The following is a 17011-nucleotide window of genomic DNA, read 5'->3' on the forward strand; positions in this document are numbered from 1 at the left end:
CGCCAGTATGGGTACCCGGTGACCGCACGTACACGGTCTGGGTCCGGCGCGTAACCCACGCAACGGGGCGGACGTTAGACCTATCACGACGGTAAACCGGCAAAGACACAAAGACTGTCCGCGGCGTGGGGCCGGACGAGTCGATGAGTCACGGAGGGGAATCATCGATGGCGAAGGGCAAACGCCGCGCCACGAGTGGCGGGTGGCGTCAGGTGGCGCCGCTGATCCCGCTGGCGCTGTTCGCGAGCGCGTTCACCGTCAGCGCCACGGACAATCCGGCGATCGCCACGGCGTCGCTGGACCACGGGCTGTCCGGCGGGAACCCGGTCGTCGTACCGAAGCAGCCGATCACGGTGCCCGCGAACGTGACGGTTCCGGGCACGGTCGGGCCGGGTGTCGACCCGGGTGAGCAGCCGACCCAGGTGGTGTCCGGCCTGTCCCGCAACGGCATCCCGAACGCTGCCCTGAAGGCGTACTCCCGGGCCCAGCAGGTGCTGGCCCAGGCGGACCCGAGCTGTCACCTGCCCTGGACGCTGGTGGCCGCGATCGGGCGGGTCGAGTCGAACCACGGCCGCTTCGGCGGCAACTCGCTGAACTCGAAGGGTGTCGCCGTCCCAGGCATCTACGGCCCGCGGCTGGACGGCTCGTCCGGCACGGCCCGGATCACCGACACCGACGCCGGTGCGTTCGACGGCGACGGCGCGTTCGACCGTGCGGTCGGCCCGATGCAGTTCATCCCCGGCACCTGGCGAGCCATGGGAGTGGACGGCGACGGCGACGGCGTCCGGAACCCGCAGGACATCGACGACGCGGCGATGTCCACCGCGGTGTACCTGTGCTCCGGCAACACCGATCTGTCCAAGGCGTCCGACCTGAACGCGGCCGTGCTGCGCTACAACCACTCGCAGGCGTACGTCGACCTCGTGCTCAGCATCGCCAAGGCGTACGCCGGCGGTAGCTGGATCGCGGTCGGCAACGGTACGTCGGGCGACGACGTGGACCAGGCCGGCGACCAGATCACCGACCCGGGGATCGACCCGCCGGCCGACAAGAACCTGCCGGAGGCGACCGACATCCCGACGCCGCCGCCGGCCAAGCCGACCCCGATCCTGACCGACGAGCGCGGCGGCGCCAAGCCGACCGCCGAGCCGAGCAAGCCGCCGACGACGACCGACAGGCCGACGGCGAAGCCGACCGTGAAGCCGACCACCACCCGGCCCACCACGACGAAGCCGACCACCAAGCCGACGACGCCGACCACGACCCCCTCGACGCCCGGTGTGGCGACGCTGACGACCGCAGCCGGCCTGATCGTCGGCACTGTCGGCAGCACGCTGCAGCAGCTGCAAACCGCGACGACGTACTGCCAGTCCGAGATGGCGAAGGTGACGATCACCAAGCCGACCCAGGACCAGCTGCAGAAGTGCGTGACCGCCTACCAGACCGGTGGCGCGAAGGCTGTCGACCAAGTCATCCGCAACCTGCTGTCCCTGCTGGGGCTGCTGGGCGTCCTCGGTGGAGGCGTCCTCGGGAGCTGACCCTCCCGGACAAACGAACACACCCAGACCGGCGCGCCTGCCCCCACCCCTCCCTTGGCGCGCCCCTGGCGACGCCACGGAGCATCTCCCCCCGGCTTCGTGGCGTCGCCTTTTTAACGTTCAGTTCGCCCAGGCGCGGTCGATCGTCTGGGTGATGCTGTTGCCGATCAGGTCGGTGGCGGTGACCCGGATGCTCGGGTAGGCGCCGGCCGGAACCGGGGTGCGGAAGGTTCCGAAACCGCGCAGCGGCAGCTTCTGCCAGCTCTTTCCGTCGAAGGAAATCTCTGCGGTGGTGCGGAAGACACCTACTCCGCGGACTCCGGGCTGGTACCGCGGCGTCAGCTCGAGCCATCCGTTCGTGTGCTGGTAGTCGACCTGGACCAGCGGCAGGACGGCGCGGCCCTTCGTCGGCACCGAGAGAAAGTGCCAGCGGGTGTGCGTCGACGTCGACGTGGTCGCCCAGCTCTTCGGGCCGCGCTGCTGGTCGAGCGTCAGGTCGTACCAGGCTGCCTTCGCCGGTACGGCGAACTGCGCGACCGACCAGTTCTTGGTCCCCAGCTGAACCCCGTTGCTGCTCAGCTTCAGGCTCGTCACGTCGCCGCGGTCACCCCAACCGAACACGCTCCGGTCGCCACTGACGTACTGCGGAATCGCGATCCGCAACGCGTTCTCGAACCGCGCCGGCGGCCAGCCCTGATCCACGTCCCCCGGAGCGTCCGACAGCCCTGGTACGGCGGGACGGGTCAGCGACTGCCACCACCCGCGCGTGACGTGCTCGCCCGGCCGGTACGAGCGCGGGATCGTTGCCTCGAAGCCCGTCTCGTTCCACTCCCCCGCGGACGTCTTCTCGTCCCAGGTGACGCCCTTCAGGTCGGTGACCAGGTAGTCGGTCCGCTTGACCGCGGCCGCGATCGACCGGGACGCCGACAGTCCGGTCGAGATGCCCGGCAGGTGGGCGATCCGCTGGTCGTTGTGCAGCCAGAACGCGTCGTTGCGCTGGAAGTCGGTCGTCACGACGGCCGGGTTCATCCTCGCGACGTCGTACGTCAGACCGCCCTTGACGACGGACGGGCCGATCGCGACGTCGTACCGGTACGTGCTGTCCCGGACGCCGCTCAACCGCAGCGCGGTCGGGCCGTTCAGCAACGGCTTCGCCTGATCCGCCCGCAAGGTGTAGACGGGGATGCCCTGTTCGGTGCCGGTGGACCAGTAGCCGGGCGACTCGTTGTAGAGGAACACGACCTTGGCCCCGGCCGCCTTCGCCGCCTGCACCTGCGCGGTCGTCTTGTCGAAACCGCCCCAGCGGATCAGCGCGATCTTGTCCTTCGCCCCGGTCAGCTCGGCGGTCGTGCCGTCGCCGGCGTTGTAGAGCGGGAGGGTCTCGTTCCCGACGTACACGGTCCTGGACGAGCCGGACGCCGGGGTCGGCAGTTTGCTGCCGTCAGGCAGGTTGACCGTCAGCTGCGGCTGCGCCAGGTCCCAGCGCTGCACGACCTGGAAGGTGCCGTTGGCAACCTTTGCGAAGTCCTGTACGTACACCCCGTCGGCAATCCGGCCGTTGAACGCCCAGCCGGACACCGCGTCCCGGCTGCCGACCTTGCGGTGCCAAGCGACGCCGATGCTCTGCGCGTCGGCCGGCCGTGGCGTCTTGATCGTCACCTTGTGCGCAGCGCGGGCGTCGAACGTGAACGTCCGGTCGCCGTCGATCCACGCGTCCGGGTCGCCGAGCAGCGTCAGCGAGTTCGCCCAGTTCGCCTCGTCACCACCGACGGCGTACGCCATCACGCTGTAGCGGCCGGTCGGTACGTCGAGGGTCCGGCTGCCGTTCTGGTCGAACGCGATCGCGTTCACGTCGCCGGTGTCCTGGTTCCACAGCTGTACGCCGCTCGCACCGGCGGCCGTGGTCGCGGGCCGGCCGTCGCGGCCGATCGCCTTCACGGTCACCTGGTTCAGCCGTCCACCGGCCGCGAACCCGAGCCCGGTCCGGTACGACGTGGTGCCGGACCTGGCTGTGACGACGCCGGAGTACTTCCCGGCCGAGGTCTTCGCCAGGTCGAGCGTGACGGTCGCGGAGGCCGTACCGCCGGCGGGGATGGTCAGCCGGGCTGGGCTCACCGTCAGCCCGGCCTGCACCCCCGCCGGGGACTGGGCACCGACCGACAGCGTGAGTGTCTGCGGGCGGTTCGTGTTGTTGCGGTAGGCAACGGTACGGGTGACCGGCGCGGGCGCGTCCGGCCCGGTCCAGGACAGGTCGCCGAAGAACAGGTTCGCGGTGTCCGGGAGGATCTTCGGGTCGAGCGCGGCCGGGATGTCGATCAGACCGAGGCCCTGCTGGTCGGGACGGGCCCCCGCGGACGGTACGGCCGTCGACGCGAGGGCGGCCTTCAGCTGCGGGCCGGTCCAGTCGGGGTGCCGTTGCGCGAGGATCGCGGCGGCACCGGCGACGTGCGGCGTCGCCATCGACGTACCACTCATCGCGGTGTAGTACTGGCCGAGGACATGGCCCTGTTCGGTCCCGGCGGCGCGGGCCGCGGCGATTTCCACGCCCGGTGCGGTCACCTCGGGCTTCAGCGCACCGTCACCGAGGCGCGGGCCGCGACTGGAGAAGTTCGCGAGGTTGCCGTTGTGGTCGACGGCGCCGACGGTCAGCGCTTCGGACGCGGCGCCCGGCGAACCGACGGTCTCCTCGGCGCCGGAGTTGCCGGCCGCGATCACGAACAGCGCGCCGCTCGACTTCGACAGCCGGTCGACGGCCTCGCTCATCGGGTCGGTGCCGTCGGACGGCCAGCCGCCGAGGCTCATGCTGATCACCTTCGCGCCCTGCTGGACGGCCCACTCCATGCCGGCGATCGCCTCGGAGTCGTACCCGCCGCCGGTGTTGTCGAGCACCTTGCCGATCAGCAGCTCGGCCCCGGGCGCGACCCCCTTCCGCTTGCCGTCGGAGGCCGTACCGAGGCCCGCGACGATCGACGCGGTGTGCGTACCGTGGCCGTGCAGGTCCTGCACCGCTTCATCCGGTACGAAGCTCTGCGAGGCGACGACCTGCTTCGCCAGGTCGGGGTGGCCGGCGTCGTACCCGGTGTCGAGTACGGCGACCTTCACACCGTGGCCGTCGTACCCCTGCTTCCACGCCGTCGGCGCGCCGACCTGCTTGAGCGACTGCTCGTCGGTGGTGTGGGTGCGACCGTCCAGCCAAATCTTGCTGACGTCGCTCGACTTGAACGTGGTCGGGCCGCTGATGCCGGCCCAGAAGGTCTTCGCGTCTGCCTTCTGCACGGACACCGCGGTGCTTCCGACGCTGGGGAGCGTACGACGGAGCGTGGCCGCGGTACTGGGCAACGAGCCCGTGACGAGCAAAGGCAACTGGTTACTGCTGGCGTCGTCGTACCCCTGGGCGGCGAGCTCCGTCAGGTTGAACAGGCGCTTGTCGAGGCGGCCCGCGGACAGCAGCGCGTACGCGTCGGCGGGGACCAGGGTGAGATCGCCATCGAAGGTGCCGAAGTAGTACGGCTCGTCGTCGAGCAGGCGGGCCGAGGACTGGCCGTCGGCGCTGGTCGTCAGCTCGGCGACGTCGCCGGTGACGAGCGTGATGCGTTTGGTGCTCGCACCGGGCGTCGCCTGGGCGCCCGGTGCGAGCTGGGTGGGTGGTACCGCATTCGCCGCAGTGGCCGGCAGCAGCAGGGAACCGGCGACCACCGCAGCGAGCAGACCTGACGCGGCCCGGGACAATCGGGAATACAACTGGGACACCTCCCGATGCCCCGACCCACGCGAGGCCATCGGCAGGAGCCTCACAGTTGCCCTGAGCCCCAGTCCACCACTCTCACTGACCTACATCCGCCATGACCGGTTCCGGTCAGGCCTCAGGTGTCAGGCCTCAGGTGTCAGGCGAAGCGCTTGGCGACGTTCTCGACCCGCTCCAGCAGGTCCAGGTCGTAGGCGACGCCGGGGACGTAGAAGATCACGTAGTCGGCGCCGGCCTCGAGGGCCGCGTCGACCTTGTCGGCGATCTCGTCCTCGGTGCCGACGAAGTTGTCCCGGTCGAACTTGTCCCGGTTCATCGGGCCGAGCGCCTTCTCGGTCGCCTTCTGCGGGTCGTCACCCTTGTCGATCGGGAACACGTTCAGCCCGGTCGACTTGATGATCTCGTCGTAGTCGCGACCGATCGTGCGGCAGTGCTCCCGGAGGATGTCGCACTTCTCCTTGATCACCTCGGGGTTGCCGCCGCCGATGTTCGCGGCGTCGGCGTACTGGGCGACCAGCTTCAGCGTGACCTTCGGGCCGCCACCGCCGATCCAGAAGCTCGGGTGCGGCTTGCGGACACCCTTCGGCTCGTTGATCGGCGCGTCGATCGAGTAGTACTTGCCGTTGTAGACCGGCTTGTCCTCGGTCCACATCTTGTAGATGATCTCGGTGGCCTCGCGGAACGCCGCCATCCGCTGCGGTACGTCGGTCCACTCGTAGCCGTACGCCTTCCACTCGTGCTCGTACCAGCCCGCGCCGATGCCGGCGTACAGGCGGCCGTGGCTGGCGACGTCGACGGTGGAGGCGATCTTCGCGTACAGCGCCGGGTTGCGGTACCCGTTGCAGCCGACCATCTGGCCGATGTTGACCCGCTTGGTGTCGCGGGCCAGCGCGGCGGTCGCGCTCCAGCACTCGAACGTGGTGTTGTCACTCGGCTCCGGCACCGTGTGGAAGTGGTCGAACAGCCAGATCGAGTCCCAGGACTGCTCGTCCGCGCGCTTGGCGACGTCCGTCATCGCCTCCCACTGCTCGATCGGATCCGCGATCCCGGCCAGATCCATCTTCCAGCCCTGCGGTACGAATACCCCGAAACGTGTAGTCATGCCGCCATCCTTTCGGGGGATGGCGGCATCGGTCCATGAATACGAGTACTGAATTCGTTCTCAATCGGACCACTGCGACTTCTTAATTCATCGGGCGCTCAGGACTCCGGCTCCGGTTCCGGGGCCGGTCCGGGGTACGGCGCGGGCCGAGAGGATGGTGCTCAGAGCGATCGGGGCGAGCCGGCCGCCGAACTCCTGCCGGGTCAGTGCGGCGACACCGATCGCGGTCGGTGCGGAGGCCGACGTACCGAAGAAGCGGCAGGCGCCCTGGGTGCTGGTCGGGCAGGTACCGGAGCCGAAACCACCGGCGCCGCTGACCGATTCACCGTCCGCGGCCAGCCAGTTCGGCGCGGGGAAGCTCAGCCCGCCGCCGCCGGAGATGCCACGGCACGGACCCGGCTTGTTGCCCGGGCAGCGCGTCGTGGTCAGGAACTGCACCGGCCCGGCACCGCTGTACGCCTCGACCGGGGTGGTCGCGGGGTCGGTCGACACGCTCGAGTTGACCGCACCCGCACTGGTGGCGAAGTACGTGTAGTTGGAGTCCGGGTTCAGCGAACCGGCCGGGTCCGCCGGGTCGAGCGTCTGCACACCGGCCGCCAACGCCCGCCAGCGCAGGTCCAGGACCGGCGGCCGGACAGCGGTCGACGTGCCCTGGACGTCGACGACGAGCTTCGCCCGCTGCGGCGCGCCCGTGGTGTTGGTGTAGTCGAACTGCTCGATGGTGTCGCCGACACCGTTCGCCTGCACGTTGTTGCTGACCGCGAGGCACTTCGTACCGGTCTGGTCCATCAGGTACAGGTTCAGGTCGGTGAATCCGCCCTGGCCCGCGGTCGGGTAGATCGCCCGCGGTTCGCTCCACTGCAGGGTCGGCATGACCCGCGCGCCGGGCAGCAGGTTCAGGTCGTACGACGTGTCGTCGCCGCGCAGCTTCACCACGTTGTCGGGGTCGGTCGGGCAGTTCGTGTACGGCCCGGTCGCGCCGTCGGCGCCCTTGCCGGTACCGACCGCGGTCACCCGCGGGGCGTGCCGGGTACCCAAGTTGCCGGCCGACGAGCTGATGAAGATCCCGTGCTTGGCCAGCGCCTCCGCCGTCGCGGCCGCGATGCCCTGCTGGAACGCGGGCTCGTCGTCGACCGCGATGTCCTCGGCGATCATCGACACCCCGGCGTTCGCGAGTGTGTGGAAGGCCTCGACGTACTGCGCGGTGGTGTCCTGCGCACTCGCGAACGCGAGCTTCGCGCCCGGGGCGATGTCGTGGATGATCTCGAGCATCGCGGTGCCCTCGTCGTCGGTGTACGACGCGGCCTGCTGCAGCACCTGGACGTCGGCCGGCAGCTCGCCGGCGGCGATCGCGTCGGCGAGGTGGTCGACGTCGCCGGAGATCGCGCCGATCGTCTGGCCACGCCCGGTCAGACCACGAGCCTGGGCCTGGTCCGCCTTGTGCAGCTGCACACCTTCGGCTGTCACCGGCCCCACGTCCACCGCCGGCCGAGTGGCCGGCCGCAACGCGGTCACCCAGGGCAACGCCGCCACGGCGTCGAGCTTGTCGTACGGCACCTGGGCCAGGACCAGCCCGGTGCTCGGCAGATCAGCTCCCGGGACACTCTTGAAGTCCGCGGAGTTCGTCTGCACCGTCACACCGAGCTGACTGAGCTCACTCTGCTGCTGAGCGTCTACGGGCGCAGCCGCATAGACCTGCACCCCCAGCCGCCCTGCGCCCAGAGATCGAGCCTGCTGTTTCCCGGCCGCCTCGTTCGCCTCCTGCCGCAGCAAGGAAGGAACCTTGCCTCCGGCCCCTTGTGGCGCCGCGGTGGCCGGCTGGACCACCGCCACCACAGCCAGCGGAACAACCAGCATCACCGAACTGAACACATACCGAAGCTTCATCCGATGTCCTCTCCCCCACCCGAGCGGTCGCGACCCACAGTCATCTACCCACCGGTCACCTGTCCAGTCCTCGGTGCTTCGAGAAAACCGAAAAGTGCCGGCCGGAGCGGTGACCCCTCATCCGCTCCGGCCGGCACGCCCCGCATCCCCTACCGGGTGAGCTTGGCCGCTGCTGCGCGCGCGAGTTTGTCGAAGTTGGGGGCGGGGACGCCGGGGCCCATCTCACTGAACGCGAGGACCGAGACGTTGCGGCCCTTCAGGGTGACCGCGTACGGGAAGCCGCCGGCCTCGCTGCCCGGGTCGTTCGGCTTCGGGTAGTCGTACCAGCGGATGACCTGGGTGAGGTCGCCGGAGGCGCCCTTGACGACGCGGTTCTCGGTGATCTTGCGGGCGTGCGTCGGCGCCGGCTTGCTGTAGGTGCAGGACCTCAGCGTCGCGATGACCGAGTTGTACGCCGCTCGCGCGGCGGCCGCGTTCGCGTACTGGCTGACGTACTGCGCGCCATAGGCGTCCAGCTCGTCGGTGAATCCGCGGGCCATCCGCGCCGACACGTGCTTGCCCTCGGTCGAGGCCGGGCCGCAGTAGGTGCGCGGCAGGATTCCCCTGTCGACCTGCCGGAACCAGTTGCGGCGTGCGTCAGCCGTCTTCACCTGGCTGACGGTCAGCAACTGCGACCGGCTCAACGACGTGGCCGACGTCGTGCCGGCGTCCGCACCCTGTGTTGCCAGCAGGCTGAGGCCCACGGCCATCACGCTCGTTGCCAGCCCGGTCGCCAGCGCGCCGCGGCGGAATCCCCCCGAAAACTTCATGATCCGTCCCCTCGTCGATCGCTTGTGCACGGGTAGACGCAGGTCAGGCGGGGAAAGTTGTTCCGGTCTAGACAGAGGTTCGGGAACGGAGCCGGCGGAGCATTCGCGGGTCCTCGAAGCCGACTGTCCGGGCCGCGGACTCGACGGTGCTGCCGTGGCCGATCAGGTGCTCGGCGCGCTCCACGCGGAGGAGTTGCTGGTACTTCAACGGGGTCAGACCCGTAGCCGTGGTGAAGATCCGGGTCAGGGTGCGTTCGCTGACGCCGACGTCACCCGCGAGTTCGGCGAGCGGCAACTTGTCGGCGTACCGGGCGTCGATCACGTCCTGGACGCGGTGGGCGAGGTCGCTCAGGTGGTCGCGGTGCCGGAGCATCGCGGACTCCTGCAGTTCGTCACCGTTGCGCCGGGCGTACACGACCATCTCGCGCGCGACCCGGGCGGCCGCCTCCGCGCCGCGGCCGACCGCGACCAGGTGCAGCGCGAGGTCGATCCCGCTCGCGATACCCGCGGAGGTGATCACCCGGTCGTCCTCGACGTACAACACGTCCCGGACCATGGTCGCCCCCGGGTAGCGGGCGGCCAGTTCGTCGGTCAGGTCGTGATGGGTGGTGAACCGCCGCCCGTCGAGCAGCCCGGCCCACCCGAGCGCGTCGGCGCCCGAGCAGACGCTCGCGACCGTCCCGCCGCGGGCGTGGTGCGTACGGAGCTGTTGCCGGAACTCCGGCCCGATCGGCGGCTCCGGCGACAGCCGCGGCGACCGCCATCCGGGTACGACGATCAGGTCGCCCGCCTCGAGCTCAGGCCACACCGACTGCGCCCGCAACGGCACGCCCTGAGCGGTCGTGACCTCGTCGGATTCGGCCACGTACGAGACCTCGTACCCGTACCCGAAGTCCTTCGCAGTACTGAACACCTGCGCCGGCCCGGCCAGATCCAGTAAGTGGAGCCGCGGCACCAGTACGAAGACCACGCGGGTAGGGCGCATCCGGTCAGGATCCCACAGGTACGGCGGTCAGCTCGTCGAGGGTCCGGATCGTGGCGAACCGGCCGGCCAGCACGTACTCCGTACGCTCGGCGACCTGATCCGCGGTCAGCGTCCGCGGGTCGGCGAGGATCTCCTCGACACTCGCCTGCTCCCGGGTCGACCAGTGGGCCAGCGCCATCGTCGCGGTCGCCTCGGTGACGAACACGACGTCGTACCCGAGGTCGGAGCCGACACGAGCGGTGGTCTCGCAGCACTGCTCGGTCCGGATGCCGCAGACGACGATTTCGGACACGCCGTGCTGGGTCAGATACTGCTGCAGATTCGTTGTGGTGAAGGCGTTGTGGGAGGTCTTCGTGATGATCGTTTCCGTCGGCAACGGTTCGAGACCGTCGATCAGCCGGACGTGCCCCTCGGCCGGGTCGAAGGCGCCACCGGTCCCCGGTTCGGTGTGCAGCACCCAGACGACCAGGTCACCCTTCGCGCGGGCGGCGTCGACCAGGCGGCCGACGCGGTCGGCGATGTCGGGGTGGTTCACCAGCTGCCAGTTCGGGCGGACCCGGAACGATTCCTGGACGTCGATCACGATCAGTGCGGTTCGGCTCATGACTCCATCGTGCGCGCTGAACAACGTACCGCTGAAGGCTCTATCGGGGCCGGTAGCGGACGGATCCGGTCACTGGCCTAGAGATCGGACGAATTCACACCGTTCCGAACTGTTCCAAACACTCCTAGACCGTTTTATCGTGCCGAGGTCTGCCATCTACAACGATTGAAGGGGATTGCGATGCCCGATCACCTGCCCCGCCGCCAGGTCCTGCGGACCGCCGGCGCCCTGGGCCTCGGTGCCGCCGCCGCGGGCGCTCTCAGCAGCACCGCGGAAGCGGCCACCCGAACCGCCGGAACCACTGGTACGCCGGATAAGTTGCACGGCATGGGCGCACACCACGGCAAGCTCGAGATCCGCAAGGACCCGTTCGGTACCACCCCGGACGGCCAGGCGGTGGACGTGTACACGTTCACCAACGGCCGGATGACGGTCTCCATGCTCACCTGGGGCGCGACGATCCAGCGGGTCGAGACGCCGGACCGCCGCGGCCACACCGAGAACATCAGCCTCGGCTTCGACAACCTGCCGGACTACGCGACGCTCAGCCCGTACTTCGGCGCCACCATCGGCCGGTACGGCAACCGGATCGCCAAGGGCAAGTTCACCCTCGACGGGGTGGCGTACCAGATCCCGGTCAACAACGGCGAGAACGCCTTGCACGGCGGCACGATCGGCTTCGACAAGAAGGTCTGGAAGGCGAAGGTCGTCCAGGACGACAAGTCGGTCGGCGTCGCGTTCAGCTACGTCAGCGCGGACGGCGAGATGGGCTTTCCCGGTGAGCTCACCAGCACCGTCACGTACACGCTGGACAGGCGCGACAACCTGAAGATCGACTACCACGCGACCGTGGCCGGCAAGGCGACGATCGTGAACCTCACCAACCACGTGTACTTCAACCTGCTCGGCGAGGGCAACGGCACGATCTACGACCACGTGCTCGAGCTGAACGCACCGAAGTACACACCGGTCGACGCGACACTGATCCCGACCGGCGAGATCGCCCCGGTCGCGGGTACGCCGTTCGACTTCAGCAGGCCGACCGCGATCGGCAAGCGACTGCGGGGCGACCACCAGCAGTTGGTCTTCGGCCGCGGGTACGACCACAACTTCGTCCTCGGTGGGCAGCCGGACAGCAACGGCCTGCGGTTCGCGGGCCGGTTCTGGGAGCCGGAGCACGGCCGCACCATCGAAGTACACACCGACCAGCCGGGCGTGCAGTTCTACAGCGGCAACTTCCTCGACGGCACGTTCCTCGGCATCGGCAAGAAGGCCTACCGCCAGGGCGACGCATTCGCGTTCGAGACCCAGCACTTCCCCGACTCCCCGAACCACGCCAACTTCCCGCCGACGGTCCTCCGCCCCGGCGAGACCTACAAGTCCACCACCATCTACTCCTTCGGCACGAAGTAGCCGAGGCCCGGGCCAGCCCTCATGACTGTTCTAGCGGAGTACGACGAGAGCTGGCCCGGGCTGTTCTCCGACATGGCCGAACGCCTGCGCCCGGTCCTCGGGGACAGCGTCACCGAGCTCGAGCACATCGGCAGTACGGCCGTACCGGGCCTGCTGGCGAAGCCGGTGATCGACATCGCCGCACGCGCCGTCAGCCTCGACGCGGTCGCGCCGAAGGACCTCAGCGGCCTCGGTTTCGAGTACCACCCGGACGGCCCGCCGGGACGGCGTACCTACACGCGCGTCGTCGGCGACGTACTCACGCACAACCTGCACGTCTTCCCACCAGAAGTCTGGGACACGCTCAACCAGCGCATCCTCCGCGACTACCTCCGTGAGACCCCGCACGCCGTCGAACGGTACGCCGCCCTGAAACGCGAACTCGCCGCCAACGGCCTGACCGGCTTCGACTACACCGTTGCGAAGACGGACCTCGTACAGCAGTTGACCGACGAGGCCAGGGCCCGCCGCGGCCTCCCGTCCGTACCGGTCTGGGAGAGCTAGGCCGTCTTCACGCTGCCGCCGTCGATCAGGTAGTCGGCGCCGACGATGCTGGCGGTTACCGGCGAGAGCAGCTGTACGACGAGTGCCGCCACCTCGGCGGGCTCGATCAGCCGGCCGGTGAGCATGCCCGTCTGCTGCGGCAGCCCGGCCAGCAGGTCCTCCTGCGGGACACCGAGCGCCCGCGCGAGCTGCCCGCCGTACTTGCCTGGATCCGTCCACAACGCCGTCCGCACCGGGCCCGGCGACACCGTGTTCACCCGGACTCCCTGCGGACCGAACTCCTCCGCGAGCGCCTTGCCCAACGCGGTGAGTGCCGCCTTCGCGGTCGTGTACGGCGCCGGGCCGGCCGACGGGATCCGCGCACCGTTCGACGAGACGTTCACGATCGCGCCGCCCTGCCGGATCAGGCTGGGCAATGCGGCCCGCGTCGTCCGTACGGTCGCGAAGTAGTTCACGTCGAACAGCTGCCGCCACGCCTCGTCATCGAGCTGCAGGAACCCGGACGCCAGCTCTCCGTCCCCACCACCGACATTGTTCACGAGCAGATCCAGCTCGCCCACCTCAGCGAGCGCTGCCGCCACCGCCTGCTCCGGGCCGTCGGCCGCGGTCAGGTCGGCCGGTACGACGTACGCACCGGTCGCCTTCAACTCCGGCGTGGTCGTCCGCGCGACCGCCACCACCCGTACGCCCTCGGCCAGCAACTGTTCGACCACCGCGAGCCCGATCCCTCGGCTGGCTCCGGTGACGAGCGCCGTCTTGTCCTTCAACTGCAGATCCATAACAACCCCTCTTGCATCTTGAGTGACGCTTTAAAGCTACTACTTGCAACATATCTGTCGCAAGTACAGCTTCAGGAAGAACATGCAGGTAGTCTTTTCGGTATGACCGTTCGACCCTTGCGCAGCGACGCCGAGCGGACCGTACGGACCATCCTGGAAGCGGCCGAGCGGGTCCTGAACCGCAATCCGTCTGCCTCGATGGAGGAGATCGCCGCGGCGGCCGGTGTGGCCCGGACGACCGTGCACCGGCGGTTCGCGACCCGCGAGGCGCTCGTCACCACGATGAAGACCTGGGCCTCCCGCCAGCTGGCGAGCGCCGTCGACGAGGCGCGCTTCGACACCGCACCACCACTCGTCGCTCTCTACCAGGCAACCACGAATGCCCTGGAGGTCAAGCTGTCCTGGGGCTTCTCGATGAACAGCGCCCTGGCGGCGAGCAACGAGAGCGACGAGATCATGGCCGGCGTCGTCGCCTCCTGCGACCGCCTGTTCGGCCGCCTGCAGCAAGCCGGAGTACTCCGCGCAGACGTCGACCTGATCTGGGCCCGCCGCGTCTACTACGCGCTCCTGCACGAGGTGGCCCAGAGCGGCGACCCCGACGAGATCGGCACCGACACCCTCGCCACCCAGGTCGTCGACACCCTCCTGCACGGCGTCGGCACCCCGGCCGCCCGGCTGTAGGACGACGCGCCGCAACCACAAGCAAGGGTTACCTAAGTTCCTTAGGGTCTAGCTATGGATCCGGTGCTGCAGATTCCGTTCGAGGATGCGTTTCGGTTCGACCCTTCGCCGACGTTCGCGGAGCTCCGGGAGGACCGGCCGGTCGCCCGGGTGCGCACGCTGGCGGGGGCCGAGGTCTGGTTGGTGACACGGTACGACGACGTGAAGCTGGTACTGGCCGACCCGAGGTTCTCGCGGGCCGCGGTGGTCAAGCAGGGCGCGCCGCGGGTCGCGCTGGCCAAGCCGATGCCGAACAGCCTGACCACCACCGACCCACCGGAACACACCCGGTTGCGACGGTTGGTCGTACCAACGTTCGCGCACCGGAGGATCGAGCGCACCCGGCCGTGGGTCGCGGAGCTGTCCGCACAGCTCGCCGAGGACGTCGCGCGTGCCGGGGACGGCGCCGACATCCGCCAACTGGTCGCGTTGCCGTTGCCGATCCAGGTGATCTGCCAGCTGCTCGGCGTACCGTACGCGGACCGGGCCCAGTTCCGGGAGTGGACCGAGCTCGGGTACAGCATGAAGATGGCCGAGAAGGACCTGGTCGAGGACGCGATGACCAACCTGACCGCGTACATCGAAGAACTGGTCGACAAGAAGCTCGCGAACACGTCCGGGCCGGCCGAGGACCTGCTCGACGAGCTCGTGCGGGCACGCGAGGAGGGCGACCGGCTCAGCCAGGACGAACTGATTGCCTTCGGCGTCAACCTGCTGGTCGCCGGGCACGAGACGTCGGCTAACCAGATCTCCAGCTGCGTCGCCACGCTGCTGCGCTGGCCGTCCAACTGGGCGCGGCTGGTTGAAGAACCCGGACTGATCCCGTCCGCGATCGAGGAGTTGCTGCGGTTCAACCGGTTCAGCGAGGTCGGTCAGTTGCGGGTGGCGCTCGAGGATGTCGAGTTGCACGGCGTACGGATCAAGGCCGGCGAAGGCGTGATGGCGGCTCTCAACTCGGCGAACCGGGACCCGCGCGCGTACGACGCTCCCGACGAGCTGCGGATCGACCGGGCGGACAACAAACACCTGTCCTTCGGCTTCGGGCCGCACTTCTGCCTCGGCGCCCAGCTGGCGCGGATCGAGCTGCAGGAATCGCTGCTGGCGCTGGTCCGGCGGTTCCCGCGGATGAGCCTCGCGAAGCCGGCCGAAGAGCTCGAATGGCGTCGCGTGCTGGTCAGCGGTCTCGCCGAACTGCCGGTGAACCTGGGAGGTCCACCGGCAGCCGGATGAATCAGTTCTGCGAAGCGAACACGACCCCGTGCTCGGCTTCGTACTGCTCGATGAAACGCGCAGCCATCGGCTCGCTGGAGGTGATCGCGTCGGCGAGCGTCTTCGCGCTCCGCTCCCGCCCGGCCGGCCAGTCGGACAGCAGGGCGAACGCCCGCATCCGCTTCTTCTCCAGGACGGTCGGCTCCGGCTTCTCCTCCTCCGGCTCGGGGTCGGGGAGGACCGGCTCGACCGGCGGCGCGGTGATCAGCGCCGGGGGTTCGGAGTCGGTCGGTGTCGCGAACGGCGACGGCGGCTTCGGCTTCTCCACCAGCGGTTCGGCCTTCGGCTGCGGGGCGAACGGCTTCAGGCTGCTCGACGCACCGTTCACGACGTGCTGCGGTTCGCTCTCGTCCTCGACCACGACCGCCTCGGACACGTTCCCGCTGTCGGCCGGGTCGGGGTCGACGATCGCCATCAGCTCGCCGGTCCACGCGTCGTCGTCGCGCAGCCCCACGCCGGTGTTGTCCGCCCGCCGCGGCTGCCCACCCTCGAGCACCCAGACGGCGGCCGGTACGGCGGGACGCTCCTCGGGCTCGGGCGGCGGCGAGATCGCCTTGGTCAGCTTGTTGGTGATGACCTCGTAGTTGATCCGCTCCTCGAGCATCCCGGCCAGCCGGTCCGGGTCGTACGTCGTCTCGGCGATCTTCGCCAGCCGCTCGTCCTGGTGCTCGGACCGGATGTACTCCGCGACAGTTCCGGCGATCGCCTCGCGACGACTGCGGTTGCGGATCTGGTGCTGGGCCGCGCGCAGGCTCTCGTACAGCCCGTACCCGTGCTCGATCGCCAGCGAGCGCGCCAGCCAGGTGACCCGCGGTTCACGAGCCCACTGCACGACGCCGTACACCGGGCCGGTCTCGCGCATCTGCCCCGCGCGGCGGAGGGCGTCGCGACGTCGCGCCGAGCTGTGGATCAGCCAGAGCACGTACGCGAACGCGGACAGGCCACCGAAGCCGAAGGCGAGGAACCGCTCCTCCGGACGCCAGTGACCGACGACGTTGAAGACGACCGCGACGAGCGCCGCGAAGAACGACATCGCGCGGTAGGCGTAGGCCTGCTCACCCTTGCGGCGGCGCAGGTCGGCGAGCGCCGCGGTGGCGACACCACCGAGCTCGAGCACCGCGACCGCGGGGGTGACCAGGATGATCTTGAGCAGCGGCGAGAAGCCGTCGCTCGGCCAGGGGATGTGGGTCACGCCGGCCCAGACCTGGCCGACCAGAGCCGCGGCAGCCGCGGTCGCGTAGAAAGCGTAGGCGACTTTGTCCGCACCGGTGAGGGGTACGTTGACCAGTTCGCCAGTACTGGTTGTGCTGGTGTTCTCCTGCAAGACGTGCTCTCCTGACCGGTTTGGGCTCTCCGGCAGTTCGTCGGGTGGGTGGTACGGCGGCCCCCATAGCGCGCTGCACGAGGCTACCGGTTTCCGGCCCCGAAAGGGGAGGCGAATCCGGAAACGTCTCGAACTCGGCTTGCTTCTGCGTCAGCTTGATTTCAGGTAGTCGGTGCAGGATGTCCGCGCACTCATGCGTGCCATCGACGGTTGTGGAAGTCCCCGACCGTAGCTCAAGGGGGTTCGGTTTGCCAAGGTTCGGTTGGGCCGCTGTTGTGGCCGGTGTCGCGGCC

13 protein-coding genes are annotated in these 17011 nt (G+C 69.1%); 5 read left to right on the plus strand and 8 right to left on the minus strand.

The window, feature by feature from the left end; translation table 11 throughout:
* Nucleotides 1–167: 167 nt before the first annotated feature.
* Complete coding sequence (locus tag ACFYRU_RS06845; RefSeq protein WP_387653884.1) at nucleotides 168–1538, plus strand: lytic transglycosylase domain-containing protein; 1371 nt, start codon at nucleotides 168–170, stop codon at nucleotides 1536–1538.
* 120 nt (nucleotides 1539–1658) lie between these two features.
* On the opposite strand, the gene ACFYRU_RS06850 is transcribed toward ACFYRU_RS06845, so the two are convergent.
* The 6 genes from ACFYRU_RS06850 to ACFYRU_RS06875 all read right to left on the minus strand — a co-directional run bounded on the left by ACFYRU_RS06850 (nucleotide 1659) and on the right by ACFYRU_RS06875 (nucleotide 10670).
* Entirely contained in the window at nucleotides 1659–5279 is a 3621-nt protein-coding gene (locus ACFYRU_RS06850) for a S8 family peptidase (protein ID WP_387653886.1), read from the minus strand.
* Between the two features lie 143 nt (nucleotides 5280–5422).
* Nucleotides 5423–6385: an LLM class F420-dependent oxidoreductase gene (locus tag ACFYRU_RS06855; protein WP_387653888.1), complete on the minus strand. Its 963-nt coding sequence runs from the start codon at nucleotides 6383–6385 to the stop codon at nucleotides 5423–5425.
* Nucleotides 6386–6472: 87 nt separating this feature from the next.
* Entirely contained in the window at nucleotides 6473–8272 is a 1800-nt protein-coding gene (locus ACFYRU_RS06860; RefSeq protein WP_387653890.1) for a hypothetical protein, read from the minus strand.
* Nucleotides 8273–8421: 149 nt separating this feature from the next.
* On the minus strand, nucleotides 8422–9081 hold the full coding sequence (locus ACFYRU_RS06865) for a hypothetical protein (protein ID WP_387653891.1): 660 nt from the start codon (nucleotides 9079–9081) through the stop codon (nucleotides 8422–8424).
* 67 nt (nucleotides 9082–9148) lie between these two features.
* Nucleotides 9149–10066, minus strand: a complete 918-nt coding sequence (locus ACFYRU_RS06870) for a GlxA family transcriptional regulator (protein WP_387653893.1) — start codon at nucleotides 10064–10066, stop codon at nucleotides 9149–9151.
* 4 nt (nucleotides 10067–10070) lie between these two features.
* Nucleotides 10071–10670: a cysteine hydrolase family protein gene (locus ACFYRU_RS06875; RefSeq protein WP_387653895.1), complete on the minus strand. Its 600-nt coding sequence runs from the start codon at nucleotides 10668–10670 to the stop codon at nucleotides 10071–10073.
* 180 nt (nucleotides 10671–10850) lie between these two features.
* Here ACFYRU_RS06875 and ACFYRU_RS06880 point away from each other — a divergent pair, with 180 nt between their 5' ends.
* Together ACFYRU_RS06880 and ACFYRU_RS06885 are read left to right on the plus strand one after the other, a co-directional pair.
* On the plus strand, nucleotides 10851–12083 hold the full coding sequence (locus tag ACFYRU_RS06880; protein ID WP_387653898.1) for an aldose epimerase family protein: 1233 nt from the start codon (nucleotides 10851–10853) through the stop codon (nucleotides 12081–12083).
* Nucleotides 12084–12104: 21 nt separating this feature from the next.
* Nucleotides 12105–12626 (plus strand): GrpB family protein, encoded by a 522-nt coding sequence (locus tag ACFYRU_RS06885; protein WP_387653901.1) that lies wholly within the window; start codon nucleotides 12105–12107, stop codon nucleotides 12624–12626.
* Here ACFYRU_RS06885 and ACFYRU_RS06890 read toward each other — a convergent pair.
* Nucleotides 12623–13405: an SDR family NAD(P)-dependent oxidoreductase gene (locus ACFYRU_RS06890; protein ID WP_387653903.1), complete on the minus strand. Its 783-nt coding sequence runs from the start codon at nucleotides 13403–13405 to the stop codon at nucleotides 12623–12625. The genes ACFYRU_RS06885 and ACFYRU_RS06890 overlap by 4 nt on opposite strands.
* Before the next feature lie 102 nt (nucleotides 13406–13507).
* Between ACFYRU_RS06890 and ACFYRU_RS06895 the strand changes: the two genes are divergently transcribed.
* Both ACFYRU_RS06895 and ACFYRU_RS06900 read left to right on the plus strand, forming a co-directional pair.
* Nucleotides 13508–14086: a TetR/AcrR family transcriptional regulator gene (locus ACFYRU_RS06895; RefSeq protein ID WP_387653906.1), complete on the plus strand. Its 579-nt coding sequence runs from the start codon at nucleotides 13508–13510 to the stop codon at nucleotides 14084–14086.
* Nucleotides 14087–14140: 54 nt separating this feature from the next.
* Nucleotides 14141–15355, plus strand: coding sequence for a cytochrome P450 (locus ACFYRU_RS06900; protein WP_387653908.1), 1215 nt, complete (start codon nucleotides 14141–14143; stop codon nucleotides 15353–15355).
* A 1-nt stretch (nucleotide 15356) separates the two neighbouring features.
* On the opposite strand, the gene ACFYRU_RS06905 is transcribed toward ACFYRU_RS06900, so the two are convergent.
* Nucleotides 15357–16718: a hypothetical protein gene (locus ACFYRU_RS06905; RefSeq protein WP_387653911.1), complete on the minus strand. Its 1362-nt coding sequence runs from the start codon at nucleotides 16716–16718 to the stop codon at nucleotides 15357–15359.
* Between the last annotated feature and the right edge of the window lie 293 nt (nucleotides 16719–17011).

Source organism: Kribbella sp. NPDC004536 (assembly GCF_042873835.1).
Lineage (GTDB): Bacteria > Actinomycetota > Actinomycetes > Propionibacteriales > Kribbellaceae > Kribbella.

Excerpts from the sequence above, each read along its gene's own strand:
- ACFYRU_RS06845 (WP_387653884.1), top strand. The coding sequence starts at position 168 with ATGGCGAAGGGCAAACGCCGCGCCACGAGTGGCGGGTGGCGTCAGGTG.
- ACFYRU_RS06855 (WP_387653888.1), bottom strand. The coding sequence starts at position 6,385 with ATGACTACACGTTTCGGGGTATTCGTACCGCAGGGCTGGAAGATGGAT.
- ACFYRU_RS06860 (WP_387653890.1), bottom strand. The coding sequence starts at position 8,272 with ATGAAGCTTCGGTATGTGTTCAGTTCGGTGATGCTGGTTGTTCCGCTG.
- ACFYRU_RS06865 (WP_387653891.1), bottom strand. The coding sequence starts at position 9,081 with ATGAAGTTTTCGGGGGGATTCCGCCGCGGCGCGCTGGCGACCGGGCTG.
- ACFYRU_RS06870 (WP_387653893.1), bottom strand. The coding sequence starts at position 10,066 with ATGCGCCCTACCCGCGTGGTCTTCGTACTGGTGCCGCGGCTCCACTTA.
- ACFYRU_RS06875 (WP_387653895.1), bottom strand. The coding sequence starts at position 10,670 with ATGAGCCGAACCGCACTGATCGTGATCGACGTCCAGGAATCGTTCCGG.
- ACFYRU_RS06880 (WP_387653898.1), top strand. The coding sequence starts at position 10,851 with ATGCCCGATCACCTGCCCCGCCGCCAGGTCCTGCGGACCGCCGGCGCC.
- ACFYRU_RS06885 (WP_387653901.1), top strand. The coding sequence starts at position 12,105 with ATGACTGTTCTAGCGGAGTACGACGAGAGCTGGCCCGGGCTGTTCTCC.
- ACFYRU_RS06890 (WP_387653903.1), bottom strand. The coding sequence starts at position 13,405 with ATGGATCTGCAGTTGAAGGACAAGACGGCGCTCGTCACCGGAGCCAGC.
- ACFYRU_RS06895 (WP_387653906.1), top strand. The coding sequence starts at position 13,508 with ATGACCGTTCGACCCTTGCGCAGCGACGCCGAGCGGACCGTACGGACC.
- ACFYRU_RS06900 (WP_387653908.1), top strand. The coding sequence starts at position 14,141 with ATGGATCCGGTGCTGCAGATTCCGTTCGAGGATGCGTTTCGGTTCGAC.